The organism is Caballeronia calidae (genome assembly GCF_900044055.2).
In the GTDB taxonomy this organism is placed as follows: domain Bacteria; phylum Pseudomonadota; class Gammaproteobacteria; order Burkholderiales; family Burkholderiaceae; genus Caballeronia; species Caballeronia calidae.
Genome location: NZ_FCOX02000007.1, coordinates 136,193 through 151,754, shown reverse-complemented (window position 1 = coordinate 151,754; position 15,562 = coordinate 136,193). Strand labels below are relative to the sequence as shown.

Sequence of the window (15,562 nt, the reverse complement as noted above, 5' to 3'; positions counted from 1 at the left end):
TTGGTGCATTGCGGAACTGGGCCATAATCAGTAAATTATAACTTTCCGGCTGCCGGCCTCGCTCGTGCGCCGCCCGTTGCGCTCGCGTGCCGCCACAAGCCGCCTCCGACACGCAATCCGGTCCGCATCGCCCATGCCTTACCTGGCGCGGCGTCTAAAATGCATCGTTCGGCGCTCGGAGACGAGCGAGTCGTCCGGGCGAGCCGCCTTCAGGCTTCAACCTCGGTTCCTTGCACCCCGCCCATCCGCTGCCCGCGCGCGGGGCTGGCTGTGCGGAATACCGGGCCGCGCCTGATCGGCACCAACAAAAACCAGTCCGCATCACCACCCAAGACCCAGAGCGCCAGCGTGAAACCGATTCTCAAATCCAACAAGCTGCAAAACGTCTGCTACGACATTCGCGGGCCCGTGCTCGAACACGCGAAGCGCCTCGAAGAGGAAGGCCATCGCATCATCAAGCTCAATATCGGCAATCTGGCGCCGTTCGGCTTCGAGGCGCCGGACGAGATCATCCAGGACATGATCCGCAATCTGCCGGGCTCGTCGGGCTATTCGGATTCGAAGGGTGTGTTCGCCGCGCGCAAGGCGATCATGCATTACACGCAGCAAAAGGGTGTGACGGGCGTCGAGCTGGACGACATCTACATTGGCAATGGCGCGTCCGAGCTCATCGTGATGGCGATGCAGGCGCTTCTCAACGACGGCGACGAAGTGCTGCTCCCGGCGCCGGACTACCCGCTCTGGACGGCCGCCGTGAGCCTGTCGTCCGGCACGCCGCGCCACTATATGTGCGACGAGAGCAACGGCTGGATGCCCGATCTCGACGACATCCGCGCGAAGATCACGCCGAACACGAAGGCGCTCGTCGTCATCAACCCGAACAACCCGACCGGCGCGCTGTACTCGGACGAGCTGCTGCTCGACCTGATCGCGCTCGCGCGGGAGCACGGGCTGATCATTTTCGCGGACGAGGTGTACGACAAGATCGTCTACGACGGCAAGACGCACACGTCGATGGCCGCGCTGTCCGAGGATGTGATCACGGTCACGTTCAACAGCCTGTCGAAAAGCTACCGGTCGTGCGGTTATCGGGCGGGCTGGATGGCGATTTCCGGATTGATCGAAGAGAACCGCCGCCGCGCGAAGGATTACCTCGAAGGCCTCGGCATCCTCGCATCGATGCGACTGTGCCCGAACGTGCCCGGCCAGTATGCGATCCAGACCGCGCTCGGCGGCTATCAGAGCATCAACGACCTGATCGTGCCGGGCGGGCGCCTCTTCAAGCAGCGCGAGCTCGCCTACGAGATGCTCACGGCCATTCCGGGCGTGACCTGCGTGAAGCCGCAAGCCGCGCTCTACATGTTCCCGAAGCTCGATCCGAAGATGTACCCGATTCAGGACGACCAGCAGTTCATCACCGATTTGCTGCTCGAGGAGCGTGTGCTGCTCGTGCAGGGCACGGGCTTCAACTGGCCGACACCGGATCATTTCCGCGTGGTCTTCCTGCCGAACGTCGACGATCTCGCGGATTCGATTCACCGCATCGCGCGCTTCCTCGACGGCTATCGCAAACGACATTCCGCTTAATTTCTCTTTTATAGACTCGCGCTGCATGGAACCGATCAAAGTAGGACTCTTGGGCTTCGGCACGGTCGGCAGCGGCACCTTCACGGTGCTGCGCCGTAACCAGGAAGAAATCAAACGACGCGCCGGACGCGGCATCGAAATCACGCGCGTCGCGGTGCGAACGCCGGCGAAGGCCGAAGCCGCGAAGCAGGAAGGCATCGCGGTGACGGACGACTTCAACGCCGTCGTCGACGATCCTTCCATCGATATCGTGTGCGAAATGATCGGCGGCACCGGCTTCGCGCGTGAACTCGTGCTGCGCGCGATCGCGAACGGCAAGCATGTCGTCACGGCCAACAAGGCGCTGCTCGCGGTGCACGGCACGGAAATCTTCGAGGCCGCGCGCGCGAAGGGCGTGATGGTCGCGTTCGAAGCGGCGGTGGCGGGCGGCATTCCCATCATCAAGGCGCTGCGCGAAGGGCTGACCGCGAACCGCATCGAGTACATCGCGGGCATCATCAACGGCACGACGAACTACATTCTTTCGGAAATGCGCGACCGCGGGCTCGACTTCGCGACCGCATTGAAAGCCGCGCAGGAGCTCGGTTACGCCGAGGCCGATCCGACCTTCGACATCGAAGGCGTCGACGCCGCACACAAGGTCACGATCATGAGCGCGATCGCGTTCGGCGTGCCGGTGCAGTTCGATCGCGCGTACGTGGAAGGCATCAGCAAGCTCGCGGCCATCGACATCAAATACGCCGAGGACCTCGGCTATCGCATCAAGCTGCTCGGCATCGCGCGCCGCTCGGAGAAGGGCATCGAGTTGCGCACGCATCCGACGCTCATTCCGGCGAAGCGCCTGCTCGCGAACGTCGAAGGCGCGATGAACGCGGTCGTCGTGCACGGCGATGCCGTCGGCACCACGCTGTACTACGGCAAGGGCGCCGGCGCGGAGCCGACCGCTTCGGCCGTGGTCGCGGATCTCGTCGACGTGACGCGCCTGCATACAGCCGATCCGGAGCATCGCGTGCCGCATCTGGCGTTCCAGCCGGACAGCCTCTCCAACACGCCGATCCTCCCGATCGACGAAGTGACGAGCGGCTATTACCTGCGTCTGCGCGTCGCGGACGTGACGGGCGTGCTCGCGAACATCACGCGCATTCTGGCCGACAAGGCCATCTCCATCGATGCCTTGCTGCAGAAGGAATCGGAGGAAGTCGACGGCGCGAACAAGGGCGAGACGGACATCATCCTCATCACGCACGCGACGCTGGAGAAGAACGTGAACGCGGCGATCGCGGAGATCGAGGCGCTGTCCACCGTGGTCTCGAAGGTGACGAAGCTGCGCATGGAAGCGCTCAACTAAGGGCAAGCACGATGAACTACATCTCGACGCGCGGCGCCGGCACGAACGAGCGCCACACGTTTTCCGACATCCTGCTGGGCGGCCTGGCGAAGGACGGCGGCCTGTATCTGCCGAACGAGTATCCGAAGGTCAGCGCCGATGAGCTCGCGCGCTGGCGCACGCTGTCGTACGCGGACCTCGCGTTCGAAGTGCTGTCGAAGTTCAGCGACGACATTCCCGCCGACGACCTGCGCTCGCTCACGCGCAAGACCTACACCGCGCAGGTGTACAGCAACGTGCGCCATGAAGAGAGCGCCGTGCAGATCACGCCGCTGAAGACCCTCGGCGAGGAAAACGGCACGACGCTGTCGCTGCTGGAACTGTCGAACGGCCCGACGCTCGCCTTCAAGGACATGGCGATGCAACTGCTCGGCAATCTGTTCGAGTACGCGCTGGCGAAGCACGGCGAGACGCTGAATATCCTCGGCGCGACTTCGGGCGACACCGGCAGCGCCGCCGAATATGCGATGCGCGGCAAGACCGGCGTGCGCGTGTTCATGCTGTCGCCGCACAAGAAGATGAGCGCGTTCCAGACCGCGCAGATGTTCTCGCTGCAAGATCCGAACATCTTCAATCTGGCCGTGGAAGGCAACTTCGACAACTGCCAGGACATCGTCAAGGCCGTGTCGAACGATCACGCGTACAAGGCCAAGCACAAGATCGGCACGGTCAATTCGATCAACTGGGCGCGCGTCGTCGCGCAGGTCGTGTACTACTTCAAGGGCTATTTCGCGGCCACGAAAAGCAACGACGAGCGCGTGTCGTTCACGGTGCCGTCGGGCAACTTCGGCAATGTGTGCGCGGGTCATATCGCGCGCATGATGGGCCTGCCGATCGATCAGCTCGTCGTCGCCACGAACGAAAACGACGTGCTCGACGAGTTCTTCAAGACCGGCGTGTATCGCGTGCGCGGCGCGGCGGAGACGTATCACACGACGTCGCCGAGCATGGATATTTCGAAGGCGTCGAACTTCGAGCGCTTCGTGTACGACCTGCTCGGCCGCGATCCGGCGCGCGTGCTGCAACTGTTCCGCGACGTCGAGGAGAAGGGCGGCTTCGATCTGGCCGCGAGCGGCGACTTCGCGCGCGTGAAGGCGTTCGGCTTCGTGTCGGGCAAGAGCGGGCACGACGATCGCGTGAAAACCATCCGCGACGTCTTCGAGCGCTATCAGACGATGATCGACACGCACACCGCCGACGGCGTGAAGGTCGCGCGCGAGAACCTGAAGCCCGGCGTGCCGATGATCGTTCTCGAAACCGCGCAGCCGATCAAGTTCGGCGAGACCATCCGCGAGGCGCTCAATCGCGAGCCGGAACGGCCGGCGGCGTTCGTCGGACTTGAAAAACTGCCACAAAGGTTCGATATCGTTCCTGCGGATGCAGGCGTCGTGAAGGCGTTCATCGCCGAGCGCACATAACGCGAGAGGCGCATCCGCCTCGTGCGGATCGCCTTCGGAACGCATGGGGCGCGGCCGCATCGGCTGCGCCCTTTTTTCATGATGCGGCATGCGCGCCGCATTCGGGCGCGGTTCGCCGGAATTGCGCCATCGGGCAAAACCCCGCCAAAAGCTGTTAAAATCTCAGGTTTTTCGTCGTACCCCATTCAAAAGGACGCGCCGTGCTGTCTACCGCCAATATCACCATGCAATTCGGGCCCAAGCCCCTCTTCGAGAACATCTCGGTCAAGTTCGGCGAAGGAAACCGCTATGGACTGATCGGGGCGAACGGCTGCGGCAAGTCGACCTTCATGAAAATCCTGGGCGGCGATCTGGAGCCGAGCTCCGGCAACGTCGCGCTCGAGCCGAACGTGCGTCTCGGTAAATTGCGCCAGGACCAGTTCGCGTACGAAGACATGCGCGTGCTCGACGTCGTGATGATGGGCCACACCGAAATGTGGGCCGCGATGACCGAGCGCGACGCGATCTACGCGAACCCCGACGCGACCGACGACGACTACATGCGCGCCGCCGATCTCGAAGCCAGGTTCGCCGAATACGACGGCTACACGGCCGAGGCGCGCGCGGGCGAGCTGCTGCTCGGCATCGGCATCGACATCAACGATCACAATGGCCCGATGAGCAACGTCGCGCCGGGCTGGAAGCTGCGCGTGCTGCTCGCGCAGGCGCTGTTCTCGAAGCCCGACGTGCTGCTGCTCGACGAGCCGACCAACAACCTGGACATCAACTCGATCCGCTGGCTGGAAGACATCCTCAACCAGTACAACTCGACGATGATCATCATCTCGCACGATCGGCACTTCCTGAACCAGGTCTGCACGCACATGGCGGACATGGATTACGGCACGCTGAAGGTCTGGCCCGGCAACTACGACGACTACATGCTGGCGTCGACGCAGGCGCGCGAGCGTCAGCAGGCCGCGAACCAGAAGGCGAAGGAGCGCGTGGCCGACCTGCAGGACTTCGTGCGCCGCTTCTCGGCCAACAAGTCGAAGGCGCGTCAGGCGACCAGCCGTCTCAAGATGATCGACAAGATCAAGATCGAGGAATTCAAGCCGTCGTCGCGTCAGAATCCGTTCATCCGCTTCGAGTATGAAAAGAAGCTGCACAACATCGCGGTGGTCGCGGAAGGCATCACGAAGAAGTACGACCGCACGATCTTCCAGAACTTCGATCTCAGCGTGCAGCCGGGCGAGCGCATCGCGATCATCGGCGAGAACGGCGCGGGCAAGACGACGCTGCTCAAGTCGCTCAAGGGCGCGCTCGATCTCGACGCCGGCAACGTGAAGTGGGCGGAGAACGCGAACGTCGGCTACATGCCGCAGGACACCTACGAAGAGTTTCCGAAGGACGAAACGCTCACCGAGTGGATCGACCAGTATCGCAAGGAAGGCGACGACGAGCAGATGATGCGCGGCACGCTCGGCCGTCTGCTCTTCAACGCGGACGACATCAAGAAGAACGTGAAGGTGCTGTCGGGCGGCGAGAAGGGCCGCATGATCTGGGGCAAGCTGATGCTCGGCCGCCACAACGTGCTGCTGATGGACGAGCCGACGAACCACATGGACATGGAGTCGATCGAATCGCTGCAGATCGCGCTCGAGAAGTTCGAAGGCACGCTGATCTTCGTGTCGCACGACCGCGAGTTCGTGAGCGGGCTGGCGGACCGGATCATCGAAGTGAAGACCGATGGCACGTTGCGCGACTTCGGCGGGAATTACGAGGATTTCCTGTTGAGTCAGGGGATTCAGTAAGTCCGCGCCTCCAGCCGCATTTCGCAAAAAAAGCCGCATTTGCGGCTTTTTTTGCGTGGAAGCGTACCGGTTTTGTTGTGTCGGGAAACCGGCAACCCCGCATCGGCAGCCCATCCCGGGTTTCGCCATGACGGAGGCGGATACGGCTCTCCGGGTCCGCCGATTGTCATCTTATCCGGCTGGCGGACGGGCGTTCACAGCCTGTCGTTCCGGAACCGCATCGCCGTTCCCTCGCGCGTGATGCGCTCCCAGATCGCGCGCTTTTCCTCATCGGAAAGAAACACCCAGTTGGACACTTCGCCCGCCGTGCGGCCGCAGCCCTTACAGATTTCGTCGAACAGCGTGGAGCACACGCCGATACAGGGGCTGTCAGGAAGATCGTGAAGATTCGAAGACATGAAGGCAAGCTCTAAGCCGCGTCATCGCGGGGAAAAAAGGGCGATAACGCGACGGTCAAATTCGAAAAAAACTCAGCGCGATACTTTAGCCTATTCGCGCGATCCGGTGATGCCGCTGATGTCGTCGGGGGCGGCGTTACTCCGAAACCACCGCCTGCCACAGCATCGCGCCATTCAACGCGACGATCACGCCCGCGCACGACCACGCCAGCGCGAGCGGCACCCGCGTGACGCGCCATCGGCCCATCAGGCCTGCATCGGAGGCGAAGCGCACGAGCGGAATCACCGCGAGCGGCAATTGCAGGCTAAGCACCACCTGTGTCGCGACGAGCAGCGCGTTCGAGCCGTGCTGCCCGAAGCCCGCAACCGCAACGAGCGCGGGCCCGATCGCGAGACCGCGCGTCAGAAGCGCCCGCGCCCAGCGCGCCACCTTCAGGCGCAGGAAGCCTTCCATGACCGCCTGACCGGCCAGCGTGCCGGTCACGGTCGCATTCAGCCCGCAGGCGAGCAGGGCGGCGGCGAACACGACACTCGCCCAATGGCTGCCGACGAGCGGCGCGATGAGCCGGTGCGCATCGGCGAGATCGTCGACCTGGGTGTGGCCGGCCGCGTGGAACACCGCCGCCGCGACCACCAGCAGCGATGCGTTGACGATGAACGCGAGCCCGAGCGACGCGAACGTGTCGATGTTGACGCCGCGCAGCGCGTGCCCGATGGCCGCGTCGTCGCGGGCGTTCGCATGCTCCTTGACGAGCGCCGAGTGCAGATAGAGGTTGTGCGGCATCACCGTCGCGCCGAGCACGCCGGCCGCGAGCCACAGCATGCCGGCGTCGCGCACCAGCTCGCGCGACGGCGCGAGGCCGCGCAGCGCCTCAGCCCAGACCGGATGCGCGAGCGCGAGCTCGACCACGAAGCAGACGCTCACGAACAGGATCAGCACCGTCACGGCGCGCTGCAATGGGCGTTTGCCGCGGCTTTGCAGCGCGAGCATCGCGAAGGTGGCGACCGCCGAGATCAGCACGCCCGCGACGAGCGAGAGGCCGAAGAGCAACTGAAGCGCGACCGCGCTGCCGACGACTTCCGCCACGTCGCACGCGATGATCGCGATTTCGCACGCGATCCACAGCACGAGCGTCGTGCGCGGGCCGTAGCGTTCGCGGCACAGCTGCGCGAGATCGCGCCCGGTCACGACGCCCACACGCGACGCGACCCATTGCAGCAGCATGCCCATCAGGCTCGCGAGCAACACGACGACGAGCAGCGAATAGCCGTAGCGCGCGCCGCTCGACAGCGCCGTCGCCCAGTTGCCGGGGTCCATGTAGCCGACGGCGACGAGGGCGCCCGCGCCCGCGAACGAGGTCCATCGTCCGCGCGGACGCGGGGCGGGCGTCGTGTCCTCGCGGGCGGGCCGCTGCGTGCCGGATTTCGCGGCGGAAAGCCGGCTGAGCACGGACGGATTGGTATTCATGCGGGAAGCGGCCTCGATAGCGATGCAACGGCGGCGAGTCGGTCGTCTGCGCGTGCGTTGCCGGTTCAGAAGACGCCGCTGTGGGCGGCGCACGTCGAATTGGCTCGCAACAACCGTTCCGCTGGCTATTCGTCAGGCTCGGGGCGCCCGTCATCGCGGGGCTGGAGGCCGATCATGAATAATGACATTGCATCGGGCTTACGCGTCCGTGTCACTTTGCCGAGTGTGGTTTTCTGAGGTGCCGCCGGGGTCGATTAGGGGCTAAAATGCGCGGTCTTTACGGCCGCCTCGAGCAGCGGTCGCGGCCGGCAAATACCGTATGCCGGAGCTGCGCGGGCGCATGGCGTGAGGGCGTGTACATTTTGCGCGACACGCCGCGCATTATTTTTTGTCGCGCTTGTGTTTAGTGGTAGTTTTCGGGGTTTTAAAGGGAGTCGCGGGCCAGACCGGCGATGGGACAATGCGCCGGGTCCGCGCGGCACGACGCCGTGACAAGTCGGAAAAAGGGAGAATCGAGATGAACGAGAAACTGGCAAGCCCCGTGGCGAAGCTGGCGGGCGCCCTCGCATGCGCCGCGATGTTGGCGCCGCTCGCAGCGTCGGCGAAGGACACACAGTTGAACGTGTACAACTGGTCGGACTATATCGCCAAGGACACGATCCCCAACTTCACCAAGCAGACCGGCGTCAAGGTGAAGTACGACAACTACGACAGCGACGACACCCTGCAGGCCAAGCTGCTCACCGGCCACTCGGGCTATGACATCGTCGTGCCGACGAGCAACTACGCGGGCAAGCAGATCGCCGCGAACATCTTCGCGCCGCTCGACAAATCGAAGCTGCCCAATCTCAAGTATCTCGATCCCGACCTGATGAAGCTCGTCGAGGGCGCGGATCCGGGCAACAAGTACACGGTGCCCTGGGCGTACGGCACGACCGGTCTCGGCTACAACGTCGACAAGGCGAAGCAGATTCTCGGCGCGAACGCCGAACTCAACAACTGGGACATCCTCTTCAAGCCCGAGAACATCTCGAAGCTGAAGGCCTGCGGTGTTTCCGTGCTCGACGCGCCCGACCAGATGTTCGCGGCCGCGCTGCATTACATCGGCAAGGATCCGATGAGCACGAACCCGGCCGACTATCGCGAAGCGCTCGCGATGATGAAGAAGATCCGCCCGTACATCACGCAGTTCAACTCGTCGGGCTATATCAACGACATGGTCGGCGGCGACATCTGCTTCACCTACGGCTGGTCGGGCGACGTCGTGATCGCGAAGCATCGCGCCATCGAGGCGAAGAAGCCGTTCAAGATCGAGTACTACATTCCGAAGGGCGGCGCGCCCGTGTGGTTCGACGTGATGGCGATCCCGAAGGACGCGAAGAACAAGGAAGCCGCGCACGAGTGGATCAACTACATCGAGACGCCGCAGGTTCACGCCGCAATCACGAACGCGGTGTACTACCCGAGCGCGAACCTCGAAGCGCGCAAGTACGTGGACAAGGACGTCGCGAACGATCCGGCCGTGTTCCCGCCGCAGGACGTCATCAAGACGCTGTTCCTGCTGAAGCCGCTGCCGCCGGAGATCCAGCGCCTGCAGACGCGGCTCTGGACGGAATTCAAGTCCGGCCGATGAAACTGGTAAGCCGGTTATTCTTTTGAATCGACGAAGCCCCTGGACCTCCGGGGGCTTTGTTCGTGGTCGCATCGCACGTCGGGGCGAGCCACGAAGGACGCATGGAAGCAAGGAGTTGAACAGGCAATCATGAGTGAGCAGTCGAGCGCGTTGAAGGCAGCGCCTAATTCCGGCCGGCGCGAGCCGGGCAGTTCTCCGTCGTCGCTGGGTACGGACGACAACTTCGTGCAGATCGTCGACGTCGTGAAGAAGTTCGGCGAGACGACGGCCGTGCGGGGCGTCAGCCTGTCGGTGAAGAAGGGCGAGCTTTTCGCGCTGCTCGGCAGCTCGGGCTGCGGCAAGTCGACGCTCTTGCGCATGCTTGCCGGGCTCGAGTCCGTGACCGAAGGGCAGATTCTGATCGACGGCGAAGACCTCGCGAAGATGCCGCCGTACAACCGGCCCGTCAACATGATGTTCCAGTCTTACGCGCTCTTTCCGCACATGAGCGTGGAGTCGAACGTCGCGTTCGGGTTGAAGCAGGAAGGGGTGCGCGGCAGCGAGCTGAAAGACCGCGTGCATAACGCGCTGCAACTCGTGCAGATGGCGCAGTACGCGAAGCGCAAGCCGCATCAACTCTCGGGCGGCCAGCAACAGCGCGTCGCGCTCGCGCGCAGTCTCGTCAAGCGTCCGAAGCTGCTGCTGCTCGACGAGCCGATGTCCGCGCTCGACAAGCAGATTCGCCAGCGCACGCAGATCGAACTCGTCAACATTCTCGATCAGGTCGGCGTGACCTGCATCATGGTGACGCACGATCAGGAAGAAGCCATGACCATGGCCAATCGCCTCGCCGTGATGAGCGAAGGCCAGATCGTGCAGCTCGGCACGCCGCATGAAGTCTATGAGTATCCGAACAGCCGCTTCTCGGCGCAGTTCATCGGCTCGACCAATCTCTTCGACGGCAATGTCGTGGAGGACGAGCCGGATCACGTGTTCGTCGAATCGGCGGAGCTGCCGGTGCGTCTCTATGTGAGCCACGGCATCACCGGGCCGCTCGGCATGCCGGTGACGATCTCCGTGCGCCCGGAGCGCATCGCGCTGACGAGAAAGCCGCCCGAGGGCGCGTACAACTGGGGCCGCGGCAAGGTGACGAACATCGCGTACATGGGCGGCTACACGCTCTATCACGTGACGCTCGATTCCGGCAAGGTCGTGGTCGCGAATCTGTCGAGCCTCGCGATCGGCGAGATCGATTCGCCCACGTTCGACGACGAAGTCTACGTGCGCTGGAGCGCGTCGGCGGGCGTGGTGCTGACGTCATGATGAATCTGCTCAAGCGCGTCGGCGTGAGCGGGCGCACGCTCGTCATCGGCGGGCCGTATCTGTGGCTCCTGCTGCTGTTCTTCGTGCCGTTCCTGCTCGTCGTGAAGATCAGCTTCTCGGACAGCCAGCTCGGCATTCCGCCGTACACGGATCTCGTGTCGATGGAAGAGGGCGTGATGCACATCGCGCTCGACTTCGCGCACTACGCGTTCCTCGTGCAGGACAGCCTGTACTTCGCGACCTACATGAACTCGCTGCTGGTCGCGGCGGTATCGACTGTGCTGTGCCTCGTGATCGGCTATCCGATGGCGTATTACATCGCGCGCTCGAATCCGGCCACGCGCAACATCCTGATGATGGCCGTGATGCTGCCGTTCTGGACGTCGTTCCTGATCCGCGTGTATGCGTGGATCGGCATTCTCAAGAACAACGGCCTGCTCAACAACTTCCTGATGTCGATCGGCCTGCTGCATTCGCCGATCGAGCTGTATCACACGAATATCGCGGTGTATATCGGCATGGTGTATTCGTATCTGCCGTTTCTCGTGATGCCGCTCTACGCGCATCTCGTGAAGATGGACCTGACCTTGCTCGAAGCCGCCTACGATCTCGGCGCGAAGCCGTGGAAGGCGTTCGTGCAGATCACGCTGCCGCTGTCGAAGAACGGCATCATCGCGGGCTGCCTGCTCGTGTTCATCCCGGCGGTGGGCGAGTACGTGATTCCTGAACTGCTCGGCGGCGCGGATACCCTGATGATCGGCCGCGTCATGTGGAACGAGTTCTTCAACAACGCCGACTGGCCGATGGCCTCCGCCGTCACCTGCGCGATGGTCTTGCTGCTGCTCGTGCCGATGGCGCTTTTCCAGCACTTCCAGGCGAAGCAACTGGAGGAAAAGCGATGATCAAGCCCAGCCGTCCGTTGCAAATCACCGCGCTGGGCCTCGGGTTCGCATTTCTGTATATCCCGATCCTGAGTCTCATCGTCTATTCGTTCAACGACTCGCCGCTCGTGACCGTATGGACCGAGCCGTCGCTCAAGTGGTATCGCGCGCTCATCACCGATGACGAGCTCATCAACGCCGCGTGGCTGTCGTTGCGCATCGCGTTTTTCACGGCGTGCGCGTCGGTCGTGATCGGCACGTGGGCGGGCTTCGTGCTCGCGCGCATGGGCCGCTTCAAGGGCTTCACGCTCTACACGGGCATGATCAACGCGCCGCTCGTGATTCCCGAAGTCATTCAGGGCATTTCGCTGCTGCTGCTGTTCGTGGAGATGGCGAAGCTGATCGGATGGCCTGAGCGCGGCTTCTTCACGATCTGGATCGGCCACGTGATGCTGTGCATCTCGTATGTGGCGATCATCGTGGAGTCGCGCGTGCGGGAGCTGAATCCGTCGCTGGAGGAAGCCGCGCTCGATCTCGGCGCGACGCCCCTGCGCGTGTTCTTCTCGATCACATTGCCGCTGATCTCGCAGGCGCTCGTCGCGGGATGGCTTTTGTCCTTCACGCTGTCGATCGATGACCTCGTGCTGTCGGCGTTCCTGTCCGGCCCCGGCTCGACGACGCTGCCGCTCGTCGTGTTCTCGCGCGTGCGTCTCGGCCTGAATCCGGAGATGAACGCGCTCGCGACCTTGTTCATCGCGCTCGTGACGATCGGCGTGATCGCGGCGAATTACTTCATGCAGCGCAGTGAGCGCAGAAGGCTCGCAGCCGTGATGTAACGCAGGACGCAGCAAAAGAGGCGGCCCCTTATCGACGGATAAGGGGCCGCGTGCGTTTCAGGCGTTCGCCAGATGCTTCGCGAATGTCGCCGGATCGGTATTGGTCCCGCACAACAATACGCCGACGCGCCGGCCTTGCAGACGCTCGCGCAACGGGCCGAGCAGGGCGGCCGTGGCGGCGGCGCACGCCGGCTCGACCGCGAGTTTCAGCTCGTTGAAAAGCTGCAGCATGCCGTGACGCAATTCGTTGTCGGACACGGTGACGATTTCATCGATATGCCGCCGGCAGAGTTCATAGCTGTACTGCTCGGTGTGCGGCGCCATCAGCGAATCGGCGATGCCGTGCATCGCGCCCATCTTGATCGTGTGATTCGCTTCGAAGCTGCGCCGCATCGCGTCCGAGCCTTCCGGTTCGACGCCGTACACATGCAGCGACGGATTCGCGAGACGCATCGCCGTCGATACGCCCGCAGCCAGTCCGCCGCCGCCGATCGGCAGAATCACCGCGTCGAGATCCGGCGCCTGCGATGTCCATTCGTAGCCGAGCGTCGCCGTGCCGAGCACCGTGCGATAGCCGTTGAACGGATGGATGAACACGCGTCCTTCTTCCGCTTCGATGCGTCGTACGACATCGAAGGCCTCGGCGACGTTCTCCGCGAACACGACCTCCGCGCCGAAGCGCCGGCATAGCGCGACGCGCGCCGGGCTCGCGCTCTTGATGATGACGACCTTCGCGCCCACTTCCATGCGCTGCGCGGCATATGCGACCGCCACCGCGTGATTGCCCGCCGACACGCACGTGACGCCGGCCGAACGCTCGCTGTCGCTCAATGCGAGGATGTTCGAGAACGCGCCGCGCGCCTTGAACGTGCCGCTCGCCTGCAGCAATTCGAACTTGAACGTGATCGGCGTGCCTTCGAGCGTCGGAAAGTCGTGGCGCTCGAAGGTGGGCGTGCGCGCGACCCAGGGCGTGAGCGCCATGTGCTGCTCGGCGATGTCGTCGAGCGTCGGAATCGGCGTGCCGTCGATCGTATTGTCGGAATGCTGCGTGGCAGTGGACATGGTTCTTCTTGCTCTGAAAAGATCAGCGGCCCTGTGCTTCGACGGACATGCTGTGAATGAACTTGCCGAGGAATGCCTCGCACTGCGCGAGCTGTTCGAGCGACACGTATTCGTTCGCCTTGTGCGCCTGCTCGATGTTGCCCGGCCCGCACACGATGCTCGGCACGCCAGCGTTCGCGAACAGACCCGCTTCGGTGCCGTACGCGACCTTGCGCTTGTCCTGGTTCTCCGTGAGCGCGCGTACGAGTTGCGTGATGGCGGCCTGCTCGGTGGCGTCGAGGCCCGGCGCGGAGGCGAGCTTCGTGAATTCGATGGCCGCGTTGCCGTGCTCTTTCAGCATCTTCGGCAGCAGCGTGTCATGCGCGTACGATTCGATGCGCCTGAAGATCTGCTCGGGGTCCATCGTCGGCAGATTGCGGAATTCGAATTCGAAGTTGCATTCGGCGGGCACGGTGTTGATCGCGTTGCCGCCTTTGATCGTGCTCGTCTGGCTGGTGGTGAAGGGCACGTCGTAGAGTTCGTCGAAGGGTCCGTTGGCGCGGAATTCGTCGGCGATATCGCGGATGTGGCAAATCAGCCGCGCGGCGTATTCGATTGCGTTGAGGCCCTTCGGCGTCAGCGACGAGTGCGCCGCGAAGCCGCGCACGCAGCAGTGATACGTGTTGATGCCTTTATGCGCGATGATCGGGCGCATCGACGTGGGTTCGCCGACGATGCAGCCGTCCGGTTTCACGCCGCGCTTCAGCAGGTCGGCGATCATCAGCGGTGCACCGGCGCAACCGATTTCTTCGTCGTACGAAAGCGCGAAGTGGATGGGTTTCGCGAGCTTCGTCGCCTGCATCTTCGGCAGCATCGCGAGTGCCGCGCCGATGAAGCCTTTCATGTCGCACGAGCCGCGGCCGTAGAGCAGGCCGTCGCGGATTTCAGGCCTGAACGGGTCGCTCTGCCAGTCCTGACCATCGACGGGCACGACATCCGTGTGACCCGAGAGCACGATGCCGCCGTTGGTCTCGCCGTCGTGCGCCGGGACCGTGGCGAAGAGGTTCGCCCATTGACCGCGCGGATCGGTGGTGATGGTGGCTTCGATGCCTGACTTGCGCAGTTCGTCGCGGACGGTTTCGATCAGGCCGAGGTTCGGATTGCGGCTGACAGTATCGATGGAAACTAGCCGTTCGATCCACGGCAGGGAAATGGGCGTTTCGGTTCTGGATTGAGCTTCGAGATGCGCCGGATCAGCGATCTGTGACATTTTTTTACTCCTGCGGGTAGGGTTTGATCATAGCCGAAATGTGGGGGGCTGGCCCGCCGGCTGGGGCTTTTGGTTTTTTGGTTTTGGGTTTTTCGTTTTTTGGTTTTCGCCGGATCCCATATTCGCGTCGGTCTATTGGCGTTGCCCCTGTGCGGGGCGGCAGTCACTTTCTTTGCTGCTGCAAAGAAAGTAACCAAAGAAACAGCTATCCCCATCCAAAGTACTTCACACCGGCCCCGGCACAGAACTTCGCACGTGGTCCGGCAGTAGCGAGTGCCCTCATAGGCCTAACCGGGCTTGGACCGCGCACGGTCTGACAAGCTAGTCGGTGTAGCGCACTGGTTCAGCACCAAATAGCTCCGGCACAGCGCTACGCGCTGCCGAAGGGTATGCAAGGGAAACCAACGGAAGGCCGACGCAGTGAGATAGAAGCATCAGCCAGCAAAGAAGCGCGCGCAGACCCGATGGACCGGTCGGCCGCGAAGCGGGCCGGAGCTATTTGGCGCCTTACCCGTCAGTTGGGCGGCGCGATGTGACAGACCGTGCGC

General features: G+C 63.2%; 12 protein-coding genes. 8 read left to right on the top strand and 4 right to left on the bottom strand.

From position 1 onward, the window contains the following. Positions 1-348: 348 nt before the first annotated feature. From AWB78_RS09795 to AWB78_RS09780, 4 genes are all read left to right on the top strand, one after another. Entirely contained in the window at positions 349-1,587 is a 1,239-nt protein-coding gene (locus AWB78_RS09795; RefSeq protein ID WP_062604363.1) for a pyridoxal phosphate-dependent aminotransferase, read from the top strand. 25 nt (positions 1,588-1,612) lie between these two features. After that, on the top strand, positions 1,613-2,935 hold the full coding sequence (locus tag AWB78_RS09790; protein ID WP_062604362.1) for a homoserine dehydrogenase: 1,323 nt from the start codon (positions 1,613-1,615) through the stop codon (positions 2,933-2,935). Between the two features lie 11 nt (positions 2,936-2,946). Then, positions 2,947-4,392 carry a threonine synthase gene (thrC, locus tag AWB78_RS09785; protein WP_062604361.1) on the top strand — a complete coding sequence of 482 codons (1,446 nt, stop codon included), beginning with the start codon at positions 2,947-2,949 and terminating at the stop codon, positions 4,390-4,392. 200 nt (positions 4,393-4,592) lie between these two features. Beyond that, entirely contained in the window at positions 4,593-6,185 is a 1,593-nt protein-coding gene (locus AWB78_RS09780) for an ABC-F family ATPase (RefSeq protein ID WP_062604360.1), read from the top strand. Positions 6,186-6,379: 194 nt separating this feature from the next. On the opposite strand, the gene AWB78_RS09775 is transcribed toward AWB78_RS09780, so the two are convergent. Both AWB78_RS09775 and AWB78_RS09770 read right to left on the bottom strand, forming a co-directional pair. Beyond that, positions 6,380-6,583, bottom strand: coding sequence for a DUF1289 domain-containing protein (locus AWB78_RS09775; protein WP_062604359.1), 204 nt, complete (start codon positions 6,581-6,583; stop codon positions 6,380-6,382). A gap of 136 nt (positions 6,584-6,719) precedes the next feature. After that, positions 6,720-8,051 (bottom strand): Nramp family divalent metal transporter, encoded by a 1,332-nt coding sequence (locus tag AWB78_RS09770; protein ID WP_062604358.1) that lies wholly within the window; start codon positions 8,049-8,051, stop codon positions 6,720-6,722. Between the two features lie 577 nt (positions 8,052-8,628). Here AWB78_RS09770 and AWB78_RS09765 point away from each other — a divergent pair. The 4 genes from AWB78_RS09765 to AWB78_RS09750 all read left to right on the top strand — a co-directional run bounded on the left by AWB78_RS09765 (position 8,629) and on the right by AWB78_RS09750 (position 12,703). Continuing rightward, complete coding sequence (locus tag AWB78_RS09765) at positions 8,629-9,684, top strand: polyamine ABC transporter substrate-binding protein (protein ID WP_232477662.1); 1,056 nt, start codon at positions 8,629-8,631, stop codon at positions 9,682-9,684. 129 nt (positions 9,685-9,813) lie between these two features. Next, complete coding sequence (locus AWB78_RS09760; protein WP_062604356.1) at positions 9,814-10,986, top strand: ABC transporter ATP-binding protein; 1,173 nt, start codon at positions 9,814-9,816, stop codon at positions 10,984-10,986. Next, entirely contained in the window at positions 10,983-11,888 is a 906-nt protein-coding gene (locus AWB78_RS09755; RefSeq protein ID WP_062604355.1) for an ABC transporter permease subunit, read from the top strand. The genes AWB78_RS09760 and AWB78_RS09755 overlap by 4 nt, the downstream gene beginning before the upstream one ends. Next, positions 11,888-12,703: an ABC transporter permease subunit gene (locus tag AWB78_RS09750; RefSeq protein WP_062604448.1), complete on the top strand. Its 816-nt coding sequence runs from the start codon at positions 11,888-11,890 to the stop codon at positions 12,701-12,703. Before AWB78_RS09755 ends, AWB78_RS09750 begins: the two co-directional genes overlap by 1 nt. Before the next feature lie 57 nt (positions 12,704-12,760). On the opposite strand, the gene AWB78_RS09745 is transcribed toward AWB78_RS09750, so the two are convergent. Beyond that, complete coding sequence (locus AWB78_RS09745; RefSeq protein WP_062604354.1) at positions 12,761-13,765, bottom strand: threonine/serine dehydratase family protein; 1,005 nt, start codon at positions 13,763-13,765, stop codon at positions 12,761-12,763. Positions 13,766-13,787: 22 nt separating this feature from the next. Beyond that, positions 13,788-15,014, bottom strand: coding sequence for an acetylornithine deacetylase (argE, locus tag AWB78_RS09740; protein ID WP_062604353.1), 1,227 nt, complete (start codon positions 15,012-15,014; stop codon positions 13,788-13,790). Between the last annotated feature and the right edge of the window lie 548 nt (positions 15,015-15,562).